The organism is Kosakonia oryzae (assembly GCF_001658025.2).
Lineage (GTDB): Bacteria > Pseudomonadota > Gammaproteobacteria > Enterobacterales > Enterobacteriaceae > Kosakonia > Kosakonia oryzae.
Window position 1 is genome coordinate 3440325 of the sequence record NZ_CP014007.2, and the last position, 15277, is coordinate 3455601.

At 53.5% G+C, this 15277-nt stretch carries 13 protein-coding genes; 4 read left to right on the top strand and 9 right to left on the bottom strand.

The window, feature by feature from the left end; genetic code table 11:
* The first annotated feature begins 192 nt into the window (after positions 1-192).
* A complete protein-coding gene (gene ompA, locus AWR26_RS16475) occupies positions 193-1242 on the top strand; it encodes a porin OmpA (RefSeq protein ID WP_043954013.1) in 1050 nt (349 codons plus the stop codon).
* Positions 1243-1319: 77 nt separating this feature from the next.
* Here ompA and matP read toward each other — a convergent pair whose 3' ends face one another.
* Positions 1320-1772: a macrodomain Ter protein MatP gene (gene matP / locus AWR26_RS16480; protein WP_043954014.1), complete on the bottom strand. Its 453-nt coding sequence runs from the start codon at positions 1770-1772 to the stop codon at positions 1320-1322.
* Between the two features lie 182 nt (positions 1773-1954).
* Here matP and AWR26_RS16485 point away from each other — a divergent pair, with 182 nt between their 5' ends.
* On the top strand, positions 1955-3715 hold the full coding sequence (locus tag AWR26_RS16485) for an AAA family ATPase (protein ID WP_064567445.1): 1761 nt from the start codon (positions 1955-1957) through the stop codon (positions 3713-3715).
* Positions 3716-3784: 69 nt separating this feature from the next.
* The gene (fabA, locus tag AWR26_RS16490) at positions 3785-4303 is read left to right on the top strand and encodes a bifunctional 3-hydroxydecanoyl-ACP dehydratase/trans-2-decenoyl-ACP isomerase (protein WP_064567447.1); all 519 of its coding nucleotides are present in this window, start codon (positions 3785-3787) and stop codon (positions 4301-4303) included.
* Between the two features lie 69 nt (positions 4304-4372).
* Here the strand turns inward: fabA and rmf are convergent, their stop codons facing one another.
* The 6 genes from rmf to rlmKL all read right to left on the bottom strand — a co-directional run bounded on the left by rmf (position 4373) and on the right by rlmKL (position 12301).
* Positions 4373-4540 (bottom strand): ribosome modulation factor, encoded by a 168-nt coding sequence (rmf, locus tag AWR26_RS16495; protein WP_017456222.1) that lies wholly within the window; start codon positions 4538-4540, stop codon positions 4373-4375.
* A gap of 253 nt (positions 4541-4793) precedes the next feature.
* The gene (pqiC, locus tag AWR26_RS16500) at positions 4794-5366 is read right to left on the bottom strand and encodes a membrane integrity-associated transporter subunit PqiC (protein ID WP_043954017.1); all 573 of its coding nucleotides are present in this window, start codon (positions 5364-5366) and stop codon (positions 4794-4796) included.
* Positions 5363-7003, bottom strand: a complete 1641-nt coding sequence (gene pqiB / locus AWR26_RS16505) for an intermembrane transport protein PqiB (protein ID WP_064567449.1) — start codon at positions 7001-7003, stop codon at positions 5363-5365. The genes pqiC and pqiB overlap by 4 nt, the downstream gene beginning before the upstream one ends.
* Positions 6993-8261, bottom strand: a complete 1269-nt coding sequence (gene pqiA, locus AWR26_RS16510; RefSeq protein WP_064567450.1) for a membrane integrity-associated transporter subunit PqiA — start codon at positions 8259-8261, stop codon at positions 6993-6995. The genes pqiB and pqiA overlap by 11 nt, the downstream gene beginning before the upstream one ends.
* Before the next feature lie 11 nt (positions 8262-8272).
* Entirely contained in the window at positions 8273-10180 is a 1908-nt protein-coding gene (locus AWR26_RS16515) for an ABC transporter ATP-binding protein (protein ID WP_064567452.1), read from the bottom strand.
* Between the two features lie 12 nt (positions 10181-10192).
* Positions 10193-12301: a bifunctional 23S rRNA (guanine(2069)-N(7))-methyltransferase RlmK/23S rRNA (guanine(2445)-N(2))-methyltransferase RlmL gene (rlmKL, locus tag AWR26_RS16520; protein ID WP_043954021.1), complete on the bottom strand. Its 2109-nt coding sequence runs from the start codon at positions 12299-12301 to the stop codon at positions 10193-10195.
* 100 nt (positions 12302-12401) lie between these two features.
* On the opposite strand from rlmKL, the gene AWR26_RS16525 reads away from it, so the two are divergent.
* Positions 12402-13511 (top strand): YcbX family protein, encoded by a 1110-nt coding sequence (locus tag AWR26_RS16525; RefSeq protein ID WP_064567454.1) that lies wholly within the window; start codon positions 12402-12404, stop codon positions 13509-13511.
* Here the strand turns inward: AWR26_RS16525 and zapC are convergent.
* Together zapC and pyrD are read right to left on the bottom strand one after the other, a co-directional pair.
* Positions 13508-14050, bottom strand: coding sequence for a cell division protein ZapC (gene zapC / locus AWR26_RS16530; protein WP_064567456.1), 543 nt, complete (start codon positions 14048-14050; stop codon positions 13508-13510). The two genes, AWR26_RS16525 and zapC, sit on opposite strands and share 4 nt — an antisense overlap.
* Before the next feature lie 166 nt (positions 14051-14216).
* Positions 14217-15227 carry a quinone-dependent dihydroorotate dehydrogenase gene (pyrD, locus tag AWR26_RS16535; protein ID WP_007374172.1) on the bottom strand — a complete coding sequence of 337 codons (1011 nt, stop codon included), beginning with the start codon at positions 15225-15227 and terminating at the stop codon, positions 14217-14219.
* Between the last annotated feature and the right edge of the window lie 50 nt (positions 15228-15277).

The window sequence follows — 15277 nt, forward strand, 5'->3', positions numbered from 1 at the left end:
AGTTCACACTTGTAAGTTTCCAACTACGTTGTAGACTTTACATCGCCAGGGGTGCTCGGCATAAGCCAAAGATATCGGTAAAGATATCTGCTGAATAGTTAGTGAGCAACGCCCCCGGTGAAGGATTTAACCGTGGCATCTCATCTCTTAGAGATAACCATGGCGATTTTTGGATGATAACGAGGCGCAAAAATGAAAAAGACAGCTATCGCGATTGCAGTGGCACTGGCTGGTTTCGCTACCGTAGCGCAGGCCGCTCCGAAAGATAACACCTGGTATGCAGGTGGCAAACTGGGTTGGTCCCAGTATCATGACAAAGGTGCGGTATGGCAGAACGATGGCCCGACCCACGAAAGCCAACTGGGTGCTGGTGCGTTCGGTGGCTACCAGGTTAACCCGTACGTTGGTTTCGAACTGGGTTATGACTGGCTGGGCCGTATGCCGTACAAAGGCGACACCGTTAACGGCGCGTTCAAATCTCAGGGCGTTCAACTGACTGCTAAGCTGGGTTACCCGATCACTGACGATCTGGATATCTATACCCGTCTGGGTGGTATGGTATGGCGTGCTGATGGTCAGAGCAACCAGGGCTTCAAAGATCACGATACCGGTGTTTCTCCGGTCTTCGCTGGTGGTGTTGAGTATGCACTGACTCGTGATATCGCTACCCGTCTGGAATACCAGTGGGTTAACAATATCGGTGACGCAAGCACCGTTGGTGCTCGCCCGGATAACGGTATGCTGAGCGTAGGCGTTTCCTACCGTTTCGGCCAGCAGGAAGATGCAGCTCCGGTAGTTGCAGCTCCGGCCCCGGCTCCGGCTCCGGAAGTGCAGACCAAACACTTCACCCTGAAGTCTGACGTTCTGTTCAACTTCAACAAAGCAACTCTGAAACCGGAAGGTCAGCAGGCGCTGGATCAGCTGTATGGTCAGCTGAGCAACCTGGATCCGAAAGACGGTTCAGTAGTGGTTCTGGGCTTCACCGACCGTATCGGTTCTGACGCTTACAACCAGGGTCTGTCCGAGAAACGTGCTCAGTCCGTTGTTGATTACCTGATCTCCAAAGGTATCCCGGCGAACAAAATCTCCGCACGTGGTATGGGCAAATCCAACCCGGTTACCGGCAGCACCTGCGACAACGTGAAACCACGCGCAGCGCTGATCGATTGCCTGGCACCGGATCGTCGTGTAGAGATCGAAGTGAAAGGCAGCAAAGACGTTGTAACTCAGCCGCAGGCTTAAGTTTACGTCTTAGCAAAAACCCCGCCAGAGCGCGGGGTTTTTTATTGCCTGAAATTCTATCACGTCTTAGGGAAAACTCACTCTTTGCCTAGCAGCGCCTGCAAATCCTGCTTCAGTGTGGACATCTGCGAAGCATACTTCTCTTTATGTTCCGCATCCTCAATCAGTTGCACAATCGTTTCAGACAGTGTTTTCCCCCGCCGCTGCGCCAACCCCGCAAGTCGTTGCCAGACGACAAACTCCAGGTCAATTGACTTTTTACGCGTGTGCTGGTGTTCCGCGTTAAAATGGCGCTTACGCCGGGCGCGGATAGTCTGTTTCATTCGGTTAACCAGTGCCGGATTGATATGGAGACCAATCCACTCATTCACCTGTACCGGCTCATTTTCGAGGGTCAACAATACATCGACGGCTTCCTTCGCAGCACTGGCTTCAATGTAACGCGTGATCAGTTCTCCTTCACGGTGCTTTTTAACCAGATACTTCCATTTCCAGCCGCTTTCGAGATTTTCCAGTTGTTGATATTTCATTGCTCTCTCAACGTTACCGTGTAACTCAGTTCAGAATATCAGTTTTTTGTCACTCTGCTTAAAAGAAATCGTCCACTGTGAGCTATCGTCCAGCTTCGCATCGCGAAAGCGCGTAATCCCGGTGTGTTAAAGAAGGGTTTACGGTATAATCTCGCCTTTTACTCCAGACCAAAAAAACGACTTTGACCATTACAAAACTTGAATGGAACGACCTGGTTCCTGATACAGAAAGCTATCAGGAAGTTTTTGAATCGTCCGAATCAGCGCCCGAAGCGGACTTCTCGCTGGCCGATACGCAACCCCGATTACAGTACGCGCTGGAGCAACTGCTCTATCCGCAGGCAACGTCACGTTTTTTACTGGCAAAGGCGCCAGAAGAAGCTGAATACCTGGCACTTATTGCCTGCGCTACCGGAGAAATAATTCCTCAGGACCGCCCGCTAGCCGGGGGGCAATACCGCATCAACGGCGCATCCGTAAGTTTTGACCCGGCAACCAGTGCGCAATCTCCTTTCACCGGAAGCAAGCCGGTAGCGATTGCTGAGTGGATCGAAGCAGAGCAACTGTTTGGTTGTTTGCGTCAGTTCAATCATGAAATTACTTTGCAGCCGGGTCTGGTACATCAGGCAAACGGCGGTGTGCTGATCATTTCCCTGCGCACGCTGCTTGCGCAACCGCTGCTGTGGATGCGTCTGAAAACAATGGTGACGCAGCGCCGTTTTGACTGGGTCTCCTTCGACGAATCTCGCCCTCTGCCGGTCAGTATTCCGTCTATGCCACTGGATCTGAAAGTGATTCTTGTTGGGGAACGCGAATCTCTGGCTGATTTCCAGGAGATGGAGCCCGATCTGGCCGCGCAGGCAATTTACAGCGAATATGAAGAAACACTGCAAATTGTGGATGCCGAAACAATTGGAACCTGGCGTCAATGGGTCGAGCAGGTTGCACACAGCGCACAGCTCCCCTCACCCGGTACCGATGCGTGGCAGCCGTTAATTCGTGAAGCAGTACGCTATACCGGCGATCAGGAGACGTTGCCGCTCTGCCCATTATGGCTGGCGCGCCAGCTACGGGAAGTCGCGGCGACAGCCTCAGGCGCAACGTTCAGTGGCGAAGAGCTTCGCTCGATGTTTGCTCAACGTGAATGGCGCGAAGGATTTCTCGCTGAACGGATGCAGGACGAAATTCTGCTGGAACAAATTCTCATCGAAACCGAAGGCGAGCAGATTGGTCAGATTAATGCGCTGTCAGTCATCGAGTTTCCGGGTCACCCACGTGCGTTCGGTGAGCCTTCACGCATTAGTTGCGTCGTTCATGTCGGTGATGGTGAGTTTAACGATGTTGAACGCAAAGCCGAACTGGGTGGCAATATCCACGCGAAAGGCATGATGATCATGCAAGCGTTCCTGATGGCGGAGCTGGAGCTGGAACAGCAGCTTCCCTTCTCTGCCTCGCTCACCTTTGAGCAATCTTACAGCGAGGTTGATGGCGACAGCGCCTCGATGGCGGAGTTGTGCGCCTTAATGAGCGCCCTTGCAGAAGTGCCCATCAATCAGAGTCTGGCGATCACCGGCTCAGTGGATCAGTTCGGTCGCTCACAGCCGGTTGGCGGATTGAATGAAAAAATCGAAGGCTTCTTCGCCATTTGCCAACAGCGGGAGCTTACAGGTAAGCAAGGGGTGATTATTCCTTCAGCAAATGTGCGTCATCTCTCGTTGCATCAGGAACTACTGGACGCGGTTCAGGCACAACAATTCTTTATCTGGGCCGTAGATGATGTTCGTGATGCGCTACCTTTATTAACAGGCCTGCCGTGGGAAGCTGAAGGACAAAACAACCTCAAGCAACTCATTCAGGAACGTATTGCACAGGCGACGCAACAGGATGCACGCCACCGTTTCCCGTGGCCGCTGCGCTGGTTGAATTGGTTTAACCAAAACTGATCGGACTTGTTCAGCGTACACGTGTTAGCTATCCTGCGTCCGAAATTACAAATAAGGCTTACTGAAAACATGGTAGATAAACGCGAATCCTATACAAAAGAAGATCTTCTTGCCTCTGGCCGCGGCGAACTGTTTGGCGCAAAAGGCCCGCAATTGCCGGCACCCAATATGTTGATGATGGACCGTGTGGTCAAAATGACCGAGACCGGCGGTAACTTTGATAAAGGCTATGTCGAAGCTGAGCTGGATATCAATCCGGACCTGTGGTTCTTTGGCTGCCATTTCATCGGCGATCCGGTGATGCCTGGCTGCCTCGGTCTGGATGCCATGTGGCAGCTGGTTGGTTTTTACCTCGGCTGGCTTGGCGGCGAAGGTAAAGGCCGTGCGCTGGGCGTCGGTGAAGTGAAATTTACCGGTCAGGTTCTGCCGACAGCAAAAACCGTTACTTACCGTATCCACTTCAAACGCGTGGTGAACCGTCGTTTGATCATGGGCCTGGCCGATGGTGAAGTTCTGGTCGATGGTCGCGTGATCTACACGGCTTCCGATCTGAAAGTGGGTCTGTTCCAGGACACCTCCACTTTCTGATAGCGAATTCTCCTCCGCCAGAAAGGCGAAACCTCCGCAATGCGGAGGTTTCTTTTTAAAGAGACAGAATCAGGCGATAACTGCCCTGTCTTCCATGGCCTCTCGCCAGCCTCCCAGCCACTCGGACCTTTGATTCAGGGTTTGGTACGGACACATTTCTTTCGGGCGTCCGGTAATACCAGCCTGATAACCACGTTGATGTGCCCGTTCCAGGCGATCTCGTTTTTGTCTCTTCATGCCTCGTTTCCCTCATTCTTTGATCTGGTGGAAAAGAAAACAGTGGTCACTTAATGTGCAGCCACAGGTAACGAATACCTTGAATAGGCGTTGTCGTCAATGCGCAAAATTCACGCCAGTGTCATAAATGTGAGCTACACAGAAATTCATTTGTACAAAAAATGTGAGCCAGCACAACTAATGTACGGAGCATATTGATAAAAAAAACCGCCACGGTTTTTAGCCATGACAGTTCATTTTTGATTAAATTTTCTTATGGCAGACGATTTAGCTGTGCCGCAATACTCGCCGCCTCCTGCTGCCAGCCTTGAGCCAACATTTTCACCATTTCGTCATACCCATCTTGCTGCTGCTTGAGCTCAATATGGAACGGCCGCTTAATCAGTTGCCCCTGATGTTTGAGCAACCACTCGCCGCTGACGATAACGCGACCATCATACCGCCCGTGAAAACCGGTCACCGTAACATTCAGCGTGTCCTGCTCGCTGCCCAACGGCTGCGATGCCACAACCCAACCCGGCAATTGATTGCTCAGGTTAGCGACCAGCGTATTGCGTAGCTGCTGATCAAGTGGGCTGGCCCACAGATTGTTATTCGCAATAACATATTGCACATCCGTGGTTTGATACACTACACCATTCCCCGCCAGGTAATCCGGCACTGAAACCTGCTCAACCCATAATTGATGATTGCCCTGGCTCTGCCCGGTGCTGGCCTGCACTGCCGTTTGTGGCGGTGACGGTAACTGGTAATAACTTTTATTGTCACCACTGCTGCTACATGCCGTCAGCAACAGCGCCACAATGATTAGCGCGCTCTTTTTCATTGTTTCGCCCTCTTCGGCTGCGGATCGTCTTTCCCTTTCGCTTCGAATACCAGCGCATTACTCTTGTCGTTGAGTGTTTTCAGCACCGGTTGCAATTCCCGCAGTACCTGATCCAGGCGCTGCATATCCGCCACCATCTTGTTATAGGCAGCAGAGCCAGGCTGGAAGCCCTGCATGCTGCGATTCAGCTCACGCAGCGTAGACTGCATATCCGCCGGAAGCTGTTGCATCGACTGGCTGGCCGTCAGCTTGTTAAGATTATCCAGCGTCGTTTGCAGACGTTTAAGCGTCTGCTGACTTTCAGCAAGCGTTGACGTCGCCTGCTGGATCATCGGATTCAGCGGCAGATTATTGATCTTATCCAACGTATCCATCAGACGCTGCTGTATCTGCGCCAGTCCGCCGCTCACGGTTGGAATGATCTGGTAGCCCGCAAACTCCCGCATGCCACTTACGGCAGGTACATTGTTGTAGAAGTCGAGGTCGACATACAGTGCGCCAGTAATAATATTCCCGGTCTTCAACGAAGCGCGCAGGCCGTGTTTGAGCAGTTCATTCAGACGCGCGCTCACATCAGGATCTTCACCCAGTTCATTAACCAAACGCCCGGGTTCAATACGGACCAGCACAGGAATGCGGTAATCATCATTCAGCGCCTGACGCATACCGGCAGTGAAGAATGGCACCCGACTTACCGTGCCCAGACGAATGCCGCGAAATTCAACCGGCGCGCCAGGTTGCAGGCCACGAATCGAATCTTTGAAGAACATCAGGTAGTCGATGTGCTCGGTATAGAGCGACTCCTGAATGCTGCGCTGATCGTCATACAGCGTGAAAGCGGTGTTCTCGGCTACTGGCTGGCCCAGATCCACGCCTTCCGGCACGTCAAAACTGACGCCGCCGCCGAACAGCGTAGCCAGCGAGCCCATCTCCACGCGCATCCCGGCGGAGGTCAAATCAACGGCGATCCCGCTGTCTTTCCAGAAACGCACATTGCTGGTCACCAGCCGATCGTTCGGCGCATTGATAAACAACTGATAACTCATCGTGCGTTTTTGCGTATCGAACGTGCTGGTCTCAACCGAACCGACGCGATAACCACGGAACAGTACCGGATCGCCGGGGCTCAATTGCCCGGCTTTGCTGCTGTCAAGGATCACACGGATGCCTTTGGCGTCAGGCGGTGCCAGCGGTGGGGAGTCGAGCAAGTTATAACGCTCCGGTGCGCTGCCTTTTGCGCCCGGCTGCAGTTCAATATAAGCCCCCGAAAGCAGCGTGCCCAGACCGCTAATCCCTTCACGACCGACCTGCGGTTTCACAACCCAGAAAACAGAATCGTCATGCAGCAACTTTTCCATCCCGGAGTTAAGCCGCGCCTTGATTTCCACACGGGTTAGATCGTCAGTCAGCGTCGTGCTTTCAACCACACCAACATCAACGCTGCGACTCTTGATGGTGGTCTTACCGCCGACAATTCCCTCGGCATTGGTGGTGATCAGTGTCACCTCCGGCCCCTGGTGGCTGTAATGATAAAAGAGGATCCATGCGCCAATCAGCGCCGTAACGATCGGGAAAATCCACACCGGCGACCAGTTTCTCACCTTTTGCACGTTGGCTTCCCCACTCTTATTCTCCATGCTCTAACGACTCCTCATGGTGCGTTTGTGGCTCACGATCCCAGCTCAAGCGTGGATCGAAAGTCATTGCCGCAAACATCGTGATAATAACGACCAGCGCAAACATCAGCGCACCCATCGCAGGATAAATATTCATCAGCCCGCCCATCCGCACCAGCGCAGAAAGTACGGCAATTACAAACACGTCAATCATTGACCAGCGCCCGACAAACTCCACCACTTCATAAATAAAGTGCATCCGCTCGCAGTCTCGTCGGCCATGGCCTTTGGCATCAATACAGAGCCAGGCAATGCCTATCATTTTCAGCGTCGGCACCATAATACTGGCGATAAAAATCACCAGCGCCACCGGGTAAGAACCCTCGCTCCACAGCAAAATCACCCCGGCGAGAATGGTCGATGGCATGCGATCGCCCAGTAGGTCGGTCACCATGATCGGCAGAATATTAGCAGGCAGATAAAGCATCATCGCAGTCACCAACAGCGCCAGCGTCCACTGGATACTATTGCGCCGCCGGGCGTGTCCACGCGTGTGGCAGCGCGGGCAAATAGGTTGTTCGATCGCGACAATCGCCGTACAGCATGGGCAGGAACGCAGCCCCTGACGGATCCCCGGCACACCGACGCGCAATACCTGCGGCGGCTGTGGCGCAGGTGCAATGTCATCCCACAACCAGTGGCGATCAACGCACTGGAAAGCGCGCAATTGCAACAAACAGAACAGGCACCAGGGAATAAAACTGCTACCAATGCCGATATCGCCATAGGCCATCAGCTTAACAAAACTCACCAGCACGCCTGCGAGAAAAATCTCCGCCATTCCCCAGCTTTTTAGCTGAAATAACACCCGCGCCAGATTGATGCGCAGACGAAAATCCATCGGCACACGATTCACCAGCAGCAGGATAGTCACCAGGCAGAATGCCGGAACCAGTTGTACAAACAGCAGAAAGAAAGTGCCAAGGCTGGCGTAATCTTCAGAAAAGAGCACGCCGGGGATTTCCAGCAGTGTGACCTCGCTGGCGACACCGGCGACTTGCATATTAACGAAGGGAAAAAGGTTGGCGAGCAACAGCATGAACAGCGCCACAATGGCATAAGCTGTGGGACGCTGCCGGGGCGCGTCCCATTCGGTTGTCAGTGTTGTGCCACAGCGCGGACAAGTCGCTTTATGACCGTGCTGCAACTGCGGCAGTGCCACCAGCATGTCACATTGCGAACAAAGAATGTGTCGTGTGGCGTGGTGGTGTTCACACATACTGACTCCCTTTATGCGCCGTTTTTCAAAGCCTCCAGATACTCCCAGCGTTCAAACGCCTCTTCCAGCGCCTGTTCCGCCGCAGCCATATCAGCTAAGACTTTTTGCGTATGATCATGTGGCTGGCTAAAGAAGCTGGCATCGGCGACCTGCGCCTGTAAATCTCCCAGTTCCGCTTCCAGTTGTTCCAGCTTTTGCGGCAGCTGTTCCAGTTCTCGTTGCAGGTTATAGCTTAGTTTGTTACTGCTGCGTTTGACATTTTCTGCTTTGGTTACTGGAACTTCCACCGTTTTCTTCGCCGCTGCCTGTTTAAAGGCCTGCGAAGAGGCTTGCTGAGCGCGAGCATCGTGATAACCGCCAACATATTGCCCAATCCGGCCTTCGCCTTCGAAAATCCAGCATTCAGTCACGGTATTATCCACAAACTGACGATCGTGGCTCACCAACAGAACGGTGCCCTGATAACTATCAATCAACTCTTCCAGCAGTTCCAGTGTTTCCACATCCAGGTCGTTGGTCGGTTCATCGAGAATCAACAGGTTGCTGGGTTTCAGGAACAAACGCGCCAGTAACAGACGGTTGCGTTCCCCGCCGGAGAGTGCGCGTACCGGCGTCATCGCCCGTTTCGGATGGAACAAGAAGTCCTGCAGATAGCCCAGAATATGGCGCGGCTTGCCGTTCACCAGCACTTCCTGCTTGCCTTCAGCCAGGTTGTCCATCACCGTTTTATCCGGATCAAGTTCGGCACGGTGCTGATCGAAGTACGCCACTTCCAGCTTGGTACCCACATGCACGCGGCCGCTGTCAGCTTTCAGTTGATCCAGCATCAGCTTCAGCAAGGTGGTTTTACCGCAGCCGTTTGGGCCAATCAGCGCAATTTTATCGCCGCGCTGTACCTGCGTGGAGAAGTCACGCACCAGCACTTTGCCCTCGACGCCATAATTAACGTTTTCCATCTCAAAGACGATCTTGCCGGAGCGAGATGCCTCTTCGACCTGCATCTTCGCGCTACCCATCACTTCACGGCGTTCACTGCGCTCGCGACGCATCGCTTTCAGCGCACGGACGCGGCCTTCATTACGGGTACGGCGCGCTTTAATCCCCTGGCGGATCCACACTTCTTCCTGCGCCAGTTTGCGGTCGAACTCGGCATTTTGCAGCTCTTCAACGCGAAGGTTCTCTTCTTTCTCCAGCAGGTAGGTATCGTAATCACCAGGATAGGTAACCAGCTTGCCGCGATCGAGATCGACTATGCGCGTCGCCATATTGCGGATAAAAGAACGGTCGTGCGAGATAAAGATAATGGTGCCGCTAAAGGTTTTCAGGAAACCTTCCAGCCAGTCGATCGCTTCAATATCCAGGTGGTTCGTCGGTTCGTCCAGCAGCAGCACTTTAGGCCCGCTGACCAGCGCACGGCCCAGCGCCGCTTTACGCAACCAGCCACCGGATAATGCCGACAGCTCCATATCCGGCTCCAGGCCGAGTTGCCCCAGCACTTCATTGATACGATCTTCCAGCTGCCACAGGCCGTGGTGATCCAACATCTCCTGCACTTTCGCCAGTTCATTGAGATTTTTATCACTCGGGTCGGTCATCACCAGATGGGAGATTTCGTGATAACGCTTCAGATACTCAGCCTGTTCAGAAATACCTTCCGCAACGAAGTCATAGACGCTACCGGTGACATTACGCGGCGGGTCCTGCTGCAGACGCGAAACAATCAGATCCTGTTCGTAAACAATGCGGCCATCATCTAGCCCCTGTTCGCGGTTGAGAATCTTCATCAGCGTCGATTTACCTGCGCCATTACGGCCAACCAGACAGACGCGTTCGTTTTCTTCGATATGCAGTTCAGCATTATCGAGAAGCGGCGCATCGCTGAACGACAGCCACGCGCCATGCATACTGATTAATGACATTTATTTATCCTTTCAGGCTGCGGTAATCAGCCAGCAGTTGTGGATTTGACGGTTGCGGGCAAAATCCTGCGACTGCGTTTTTTGGGTAATTTCTTGTGCCTGCAGACCCAGTTTCGCCAGCCCGTCGAGATCCATACGGAAACCGCGTTTGTTATTGGAAAACATAATGGTGCCGCCTTTGCGCAGCAGGCGTTTCAGATCCTGCATCAGACGCATATGATCGCGCTGCACATCAAAAGAGTCTTCCATGCGTTTGGAGTTGGAGAAGGTCGGCGGATCGATAAAGATCAGATCAAACTGTTCATCAGTCTCACGCAGCCAGCTCAGACAATCGGCCTGGATCAGGCGATGAGCGCGGCCGCTCAGGCCGTTAAGGCGCAGGTTGCGCTCGGCCCACTCCAGATAAGTGCGCGACATATCCACCGTGGTGGTGGAACGCGCGCCGCCCAGCCCGGCATGCACGCTGGCGCTACCGGTATAGGAGAAGAGATTGAGGAAGTCTTTACCCTTGCTCATCTGCCCCAGCATACGGCGGGCAATACGGTGGTCAAGGAACAGGCCGGTATCCAGATAGTCCGTCAGGTTGACCCACAGGCGGGCGTTGTATTCGCTCACCTCCATAAAGTCGCCCTTCTCGTTCATTTTCTGATATTGATTGGTGCCCTTTTGCCGCTCGCGGGTTTTCAGCACCAGCTTGTTCGGGGCGATACCCAGTACCTGGATGGTGGCGGCGATAATATCAAACAGGCGCTGGCGCGCTTTTTGCGCATCGATGGTTTTCGGCGCGGCATACTCCTGCACCACTACCCAATCGGCATAGCGATCGACCGCCACGTTGTAATCCGGCAGATCGGCATCGTACAGGCGATAGCATTCAATCCCCTCCTGGCGCGCCCATTTCTCCAGTTTCTTAACGTTTTTGCGCAGACGGTTAGCATAATCTTCCGCCATTGCTGGCGCTTTCGCTTCGCCAGTATTTTCCGCCAGATGATAGTTTTTCTGTACGCAATCCAGCGGGCCGTTCTTGGCTTTGAACTGGCGCTCAGCGCGCAGTTGCAGGCAGTTAAGCAGATCGACAGAGGCGCTGAACAGCGACAGATGCCAGCCGCCAAACTGCGCTTTCAGCAGGCGACCCAGCAGGCTATGCAGCGCGATCAGTGCCGGCTCGCTCTCCAGACGTTCACCATACGGCGGGTTACTGATCACTGTACCGTACGGGCCTTTCGGCAGCGGGTTGCTGAGCTGGGCGACATCTTTTACTTCAAAGGTCACCAGCTCGCCAATTCCGGCGCGGCGGGCGTTACTGCGGGCACGCTCAATAACACGCGCATCGTTGTCGGAACCGTAAAAGTGAGATTCATAACCCGCCAGCCCCTGGCGTGCGCGCGTTTGCGCTTCCGCTTTCACCTCTTTCCACAGCGCTTCATCATGCTGCGCCCAGCCGCCAAAACCCCAGTGGCCGCGATGCAAACCCGGCGCGCGATCGGTCGCGGCCATGGCTGCTTCGATCAGCAGCGTGCCGGAGCCGCACATAGGATCGAGCAGCGGTGTGCCCGGCTGCCAGCCGGAACGCATCACAATGGCTGCCGCCAGGTTCTCTTTGATCGGCGCAATACCGGTACGATCGCGGTAACCGCGCAGGTGCAAACCTTCGCCGCTCAGATCGAGGGAAATATTCGCCGTCTCCTGATTCAGCCAGACGTTGATGCGCAGATCCGGCTGTTCACGCTCAACGTTCGGGCGTGGCAGGTTTTTGCGGGTAAAGCTGTCGACGATAGCGTCTTTCACTTTCAGCGCGCCATACTGGCTGTTGCGAATCTCATCATTCAGGCCGCTAAAGTGCACGGCAAACGTCGCACCAGGATTGAAAATCTCTGTCCAGTTGATCGCCTGCACACCGAGATAAAGGTCAAGATCGCTGTAAACCTTGCACTCTCCGAGCGGCAGCATAATGCGCGAAGCCAGGCGACTCCACATCAGGCTCTGGTACAGAAGCCGCGTGTCACCTTCAAAATGGACACCACCCTGAACCACGCGGCACTCCTGCGCGCCGAGTTTTTCCAGTTCAGTTTTTAACAGCTCTTCCAGCCCGCGGGCCGTACTGGCAAACAGAGAAATCATAATGTCACTTATACTCAACGAAAATTGTTGCGCATTATAGCTAATCTGGCGGTCATGTCATAAAGTTGAGGGCTTATTTTCGACTTACAGGGGGCAAGACGTGCCAACGATTTCGCGTCTCTTTATCCATCCGGTGAAATCCATGCGCGGTATTGGGCTGACGCATGCGCTTGCCGATGCCAGCGGCTTTGCTTTTGACCGTATTTTTATGGTCACTCAACCCGATGGCACTTTTATTACCGCGCGTCAGTATCCGCAGATGGTGCGCTTTACGCCATCGCCATTAACCGATGGCCTGCATCTGACCGCACCGGACGGCAGTAGCGCGATAATTCGTTTTACCGATTTTGCGCCTGACGGCGCCCCGACGGAAGTGTGGGGCAACCATTTTACCGCGCTGATAGCACCGGATGAGATTAATCGCTGGCTCAGCGGCTTTTTCGCCCGTGAAGTGCAATTGCGCTGGGTCGGCCCGGAATTAACCCGTCGCGTGAAACGGCATGAAGAGGTACCGCTCTCGTTTGCCGATGGTTTCCCGTATTTGTTGACCAACGAAGCCTCGCTGCGCGATTTGCAAAACCGCTGCCCGGCCAGCGTGCAGATGGAGCAGTTTCGCCCCAATCTGGTGGTAACCGGCGCGCAAGCATGGGAAGAGGATAGCTGGAAAGTCGTGCGTATCGGCGATGTGGTGTTTGATGTTGTTAAACCGTGTAGCCGCTGCGTGTTTACCACCGTCAGCCCGGAGCGTGGGCAAAAACACCCGACCGGCGAACCATTAGCCACGCTGCAAGGTTTTCGTACCGCGCAAGATAACGGCGCAGTCGATTTCGGGCAGAACCTGATCGCACGCAACAGCGGCGTCATCCGCGTGGGCGACGACGTGGCCGTGCTGGCGACAGCGCCAGCAAAAATTTACGGCGCGGGTGCCATTGCAGAAGCGCTGCAACCGGAAGTTCAGGCGGAAGGAACAGTAGAGATTAGCTGGCAGGGGCAAACATTTATTGGTAACAATCAGCAAGTGCTGCTGGAGCAACTGGAAAACCAGGGGATCCGCGTACCCTATTCCTGCCGCGCAGGCGTATGTGGCTGTTGCCAGATCAAGCTGATTGAAGGTGAAGTGAGCGCGATGAAAAAATCGGCTATCAGGCAGGACGGTGGCATCCTCTGCTGCAGTTGTATTCCGAAAACGGCACTGCGACTGGAGGCTTAAACCGCCTGTTCGAAACGGAGGCTTTCGGAGTGAAGCTGGGGTTTCAGGCGATCGTTCATCACCTTAATCGCATCACCCAGTTGCATCGTGCGCCCGGCAATCACCACGCCAGGTTGCGCCAGCAGGCACAGCGCGGCATTTTCTCCAGGCTCAACCACCAGCAGGTTTACGCACTCCTGGGTGTCGCTCAGCCAGACACAGGCACCTTCACCGATCGCGGGCGACCAGAGCGTATCGTGAGTCATAAAGTGCCAGCTTTTCGGCATTTGCGGTTTCAGGAAGCGAATCGCCACGAGCGCGTTAAGCACCAGTTCCGCACGCTGCTCATTAGAGAGATCGAGGTTGCGGCATTTTTCCTCAAACGAGAAATATAAAGCAGCGTCATCAACACAAAAACCGGAAGGTGAAAACGCATCCGGCGTCAGCATTTTTCGGGCAAAACGGGAGCGAAATAACATGCCATTGGCTAAATCGAGCATCATACGATCGTGCTCGTCATCAAAATACCAGCGCCAATTATCATCAGGTTTAATTCGCATTGTTCTCTCCCCTCCCCTTAAACTTCCTGTCGCTTTTTTATCCTGTCGCCGTCTCGCTTATTGCTCTAATAATAAAAGACCACAATGTACAAATTAGCAACAGTGAGGGAATATAAAACAACCAGGGCCGGAAATAAAGCCCTGGATACATACTGACAAAAAAAGATTAGATATGGGTGACGATTTCTTTAATCAGCGGCGGGCCTTTAAAAATAAAGCCGGAATAAATTTGCACGATAGACGCACCCGCAGCGATCTTCTCACGGGCAGCAATCACTGAGTCAATGCCACCGACGCCGATAATTGGCAAACGACCATTTAATTCCTGCGACAGGCGACGAATTATTTCCGTGCTTTTTAATTGCAGCGGTCGTCCACTTAAACCACCGGTTTCATCACAGTGTTTCATTCCCTGTACCAGCGATCTTTCCAGCGTGGTATTGGTAGCAATAACACCATCAATATTGTGGCGAACTAAACTGTCGGCCACCTGGATCAATTCTTCTTCAGAAAGATCGGGCGCGATCTTTACCGCCACCGGAACATATTTATGGTGGATGTTTTGCAGATCGTTCTGCTTATTTTTAATCGCCGTTAAAAGATCGTCCAGCGCTTCGCCATATTGCAGCGTGCGTAAACCTGGGGTATTCGGTGAGGAAATATTAATGGCGATATAACCGGCATAGGCATAGACTTTTTCCATGCAAATCAGATAGTCATCTTTCCCCTGCTCTACTGGCGTATCTTTATTTTTACCGATATTGATGCCCAGTACGCCGTCAAAATGCGATTTTTTGACGTTCTCAACCAGGTTATCTACGCCGAGATTATTAAACCCCATGCGGTTGATCAGACCTTCAGCATCTACCAGGCGGAAGATCCTCGGCTTGTCATTTCCCGGCTGCGGGCGAGGCGTAACGGTACCGATCTCAATGGAGCCAAAGCCCATTGCTCCCAGCGCATCGATGCATTCACCGTTTTTATCCAGCCCGGCCGCCAGCCCCAGCGGATTCTTAAACGTCAGTCCCATACATTGCACAGGTTTTTCCGGCACGCGCTGACGAACCAGTGCCTCAAAAGGCGTTCCGGTAATACGGCGCAGCTGCTGGAAGGTCAATTCATGGGCGCGCTCTGGATCGAGCTGAAAAAGGGCTTTACGAACGAAAGGGTAGTACATGAACTCTCCTGAATTCCCGGGTGCAAACCGGGGGCGTATTATCGGTGAAA

What these genes read in the sequence shown, in the direction of transcription:
- ompA (WP_043954013.1), top strand. Translation starts at nt 193, where the DNA reads ATGAAAAAGACAGCTATCGCGATTGCAGTGGCACTGGCTGGTTTCGCT.
- matP (WP_043954014.1), bottom strand. Translation starts at nt 1,772, where the DNA reads ATGAAATATCAACAACTGGAAAATCTCGAAAGCGGCTGGAAATGGAAG.
- fabA (WP_064567447.1), top strand. Translation starts at nt 3,785, where the DNA reads ATGGTAGATAAACGCGAATCCTATACAAAAGAAGATCTTCTTGCCTCT.
- rmf (WP_017456222.1), bottom strand. Translation starts at nt 4,540, where the DNA reads ATGAAGAGACAAAAACGAGATCGCCTGGAACGGGCACATCAACGTGGT.
- pqiC (WP_043954017.1), bottom strand. Translation starts at nt 5,366, where the DNA reads ATGAAAAAGAGCGCGCTAATCATTGTGGCGCTGTTGCTGACGGCATGT.
- pqiB (WP_064567449.1), bottom strand. Translation starts at nt 7,003, where the DNA reads ATGGAGAATAAGAGTGGGGAAGCCAACGTGCAAAAGGTGAGAAACTGG.
- pqiA (WP_064567450.1), bottom strand. Translation starts at nt 8,261, where the DNA reads ATGTGTGAACACCACCACGCCACACGACACATTCTTTGTTCGCAATGT.
- AWR26_RS16515 (WP_064567452.1), bottom strand. Translation starts at nt 10,180, where the DNA reads ATGTCATTAATCAGTATGCATGGCGCGTGGCTGTCGTTCAGCGATGCG.
- rlmKL (WP_043954021.1), bottom strand. Translation starts at nt 12,301, where the DNA reads ATGATTTCTCTGTTTGCCAGTACGGCCCGCGGGCTGGAAGAGCTGTTA.
- zapC (WP_064567456.1), bottom strand. Translation starts at nt 14,050, where the DNA reads ATGCGAATTAAACCTGATGATAATTGGCGCTGGTATTTTGATGACGAG.
- pyrD (WP_007374172.1), bottom strand. Translation starts at nt 15,227, where the DNA reads ATGTACTACCCTTTCGTTCGTAAAGCCCTTTTTCAGCTCGATCCAGAG.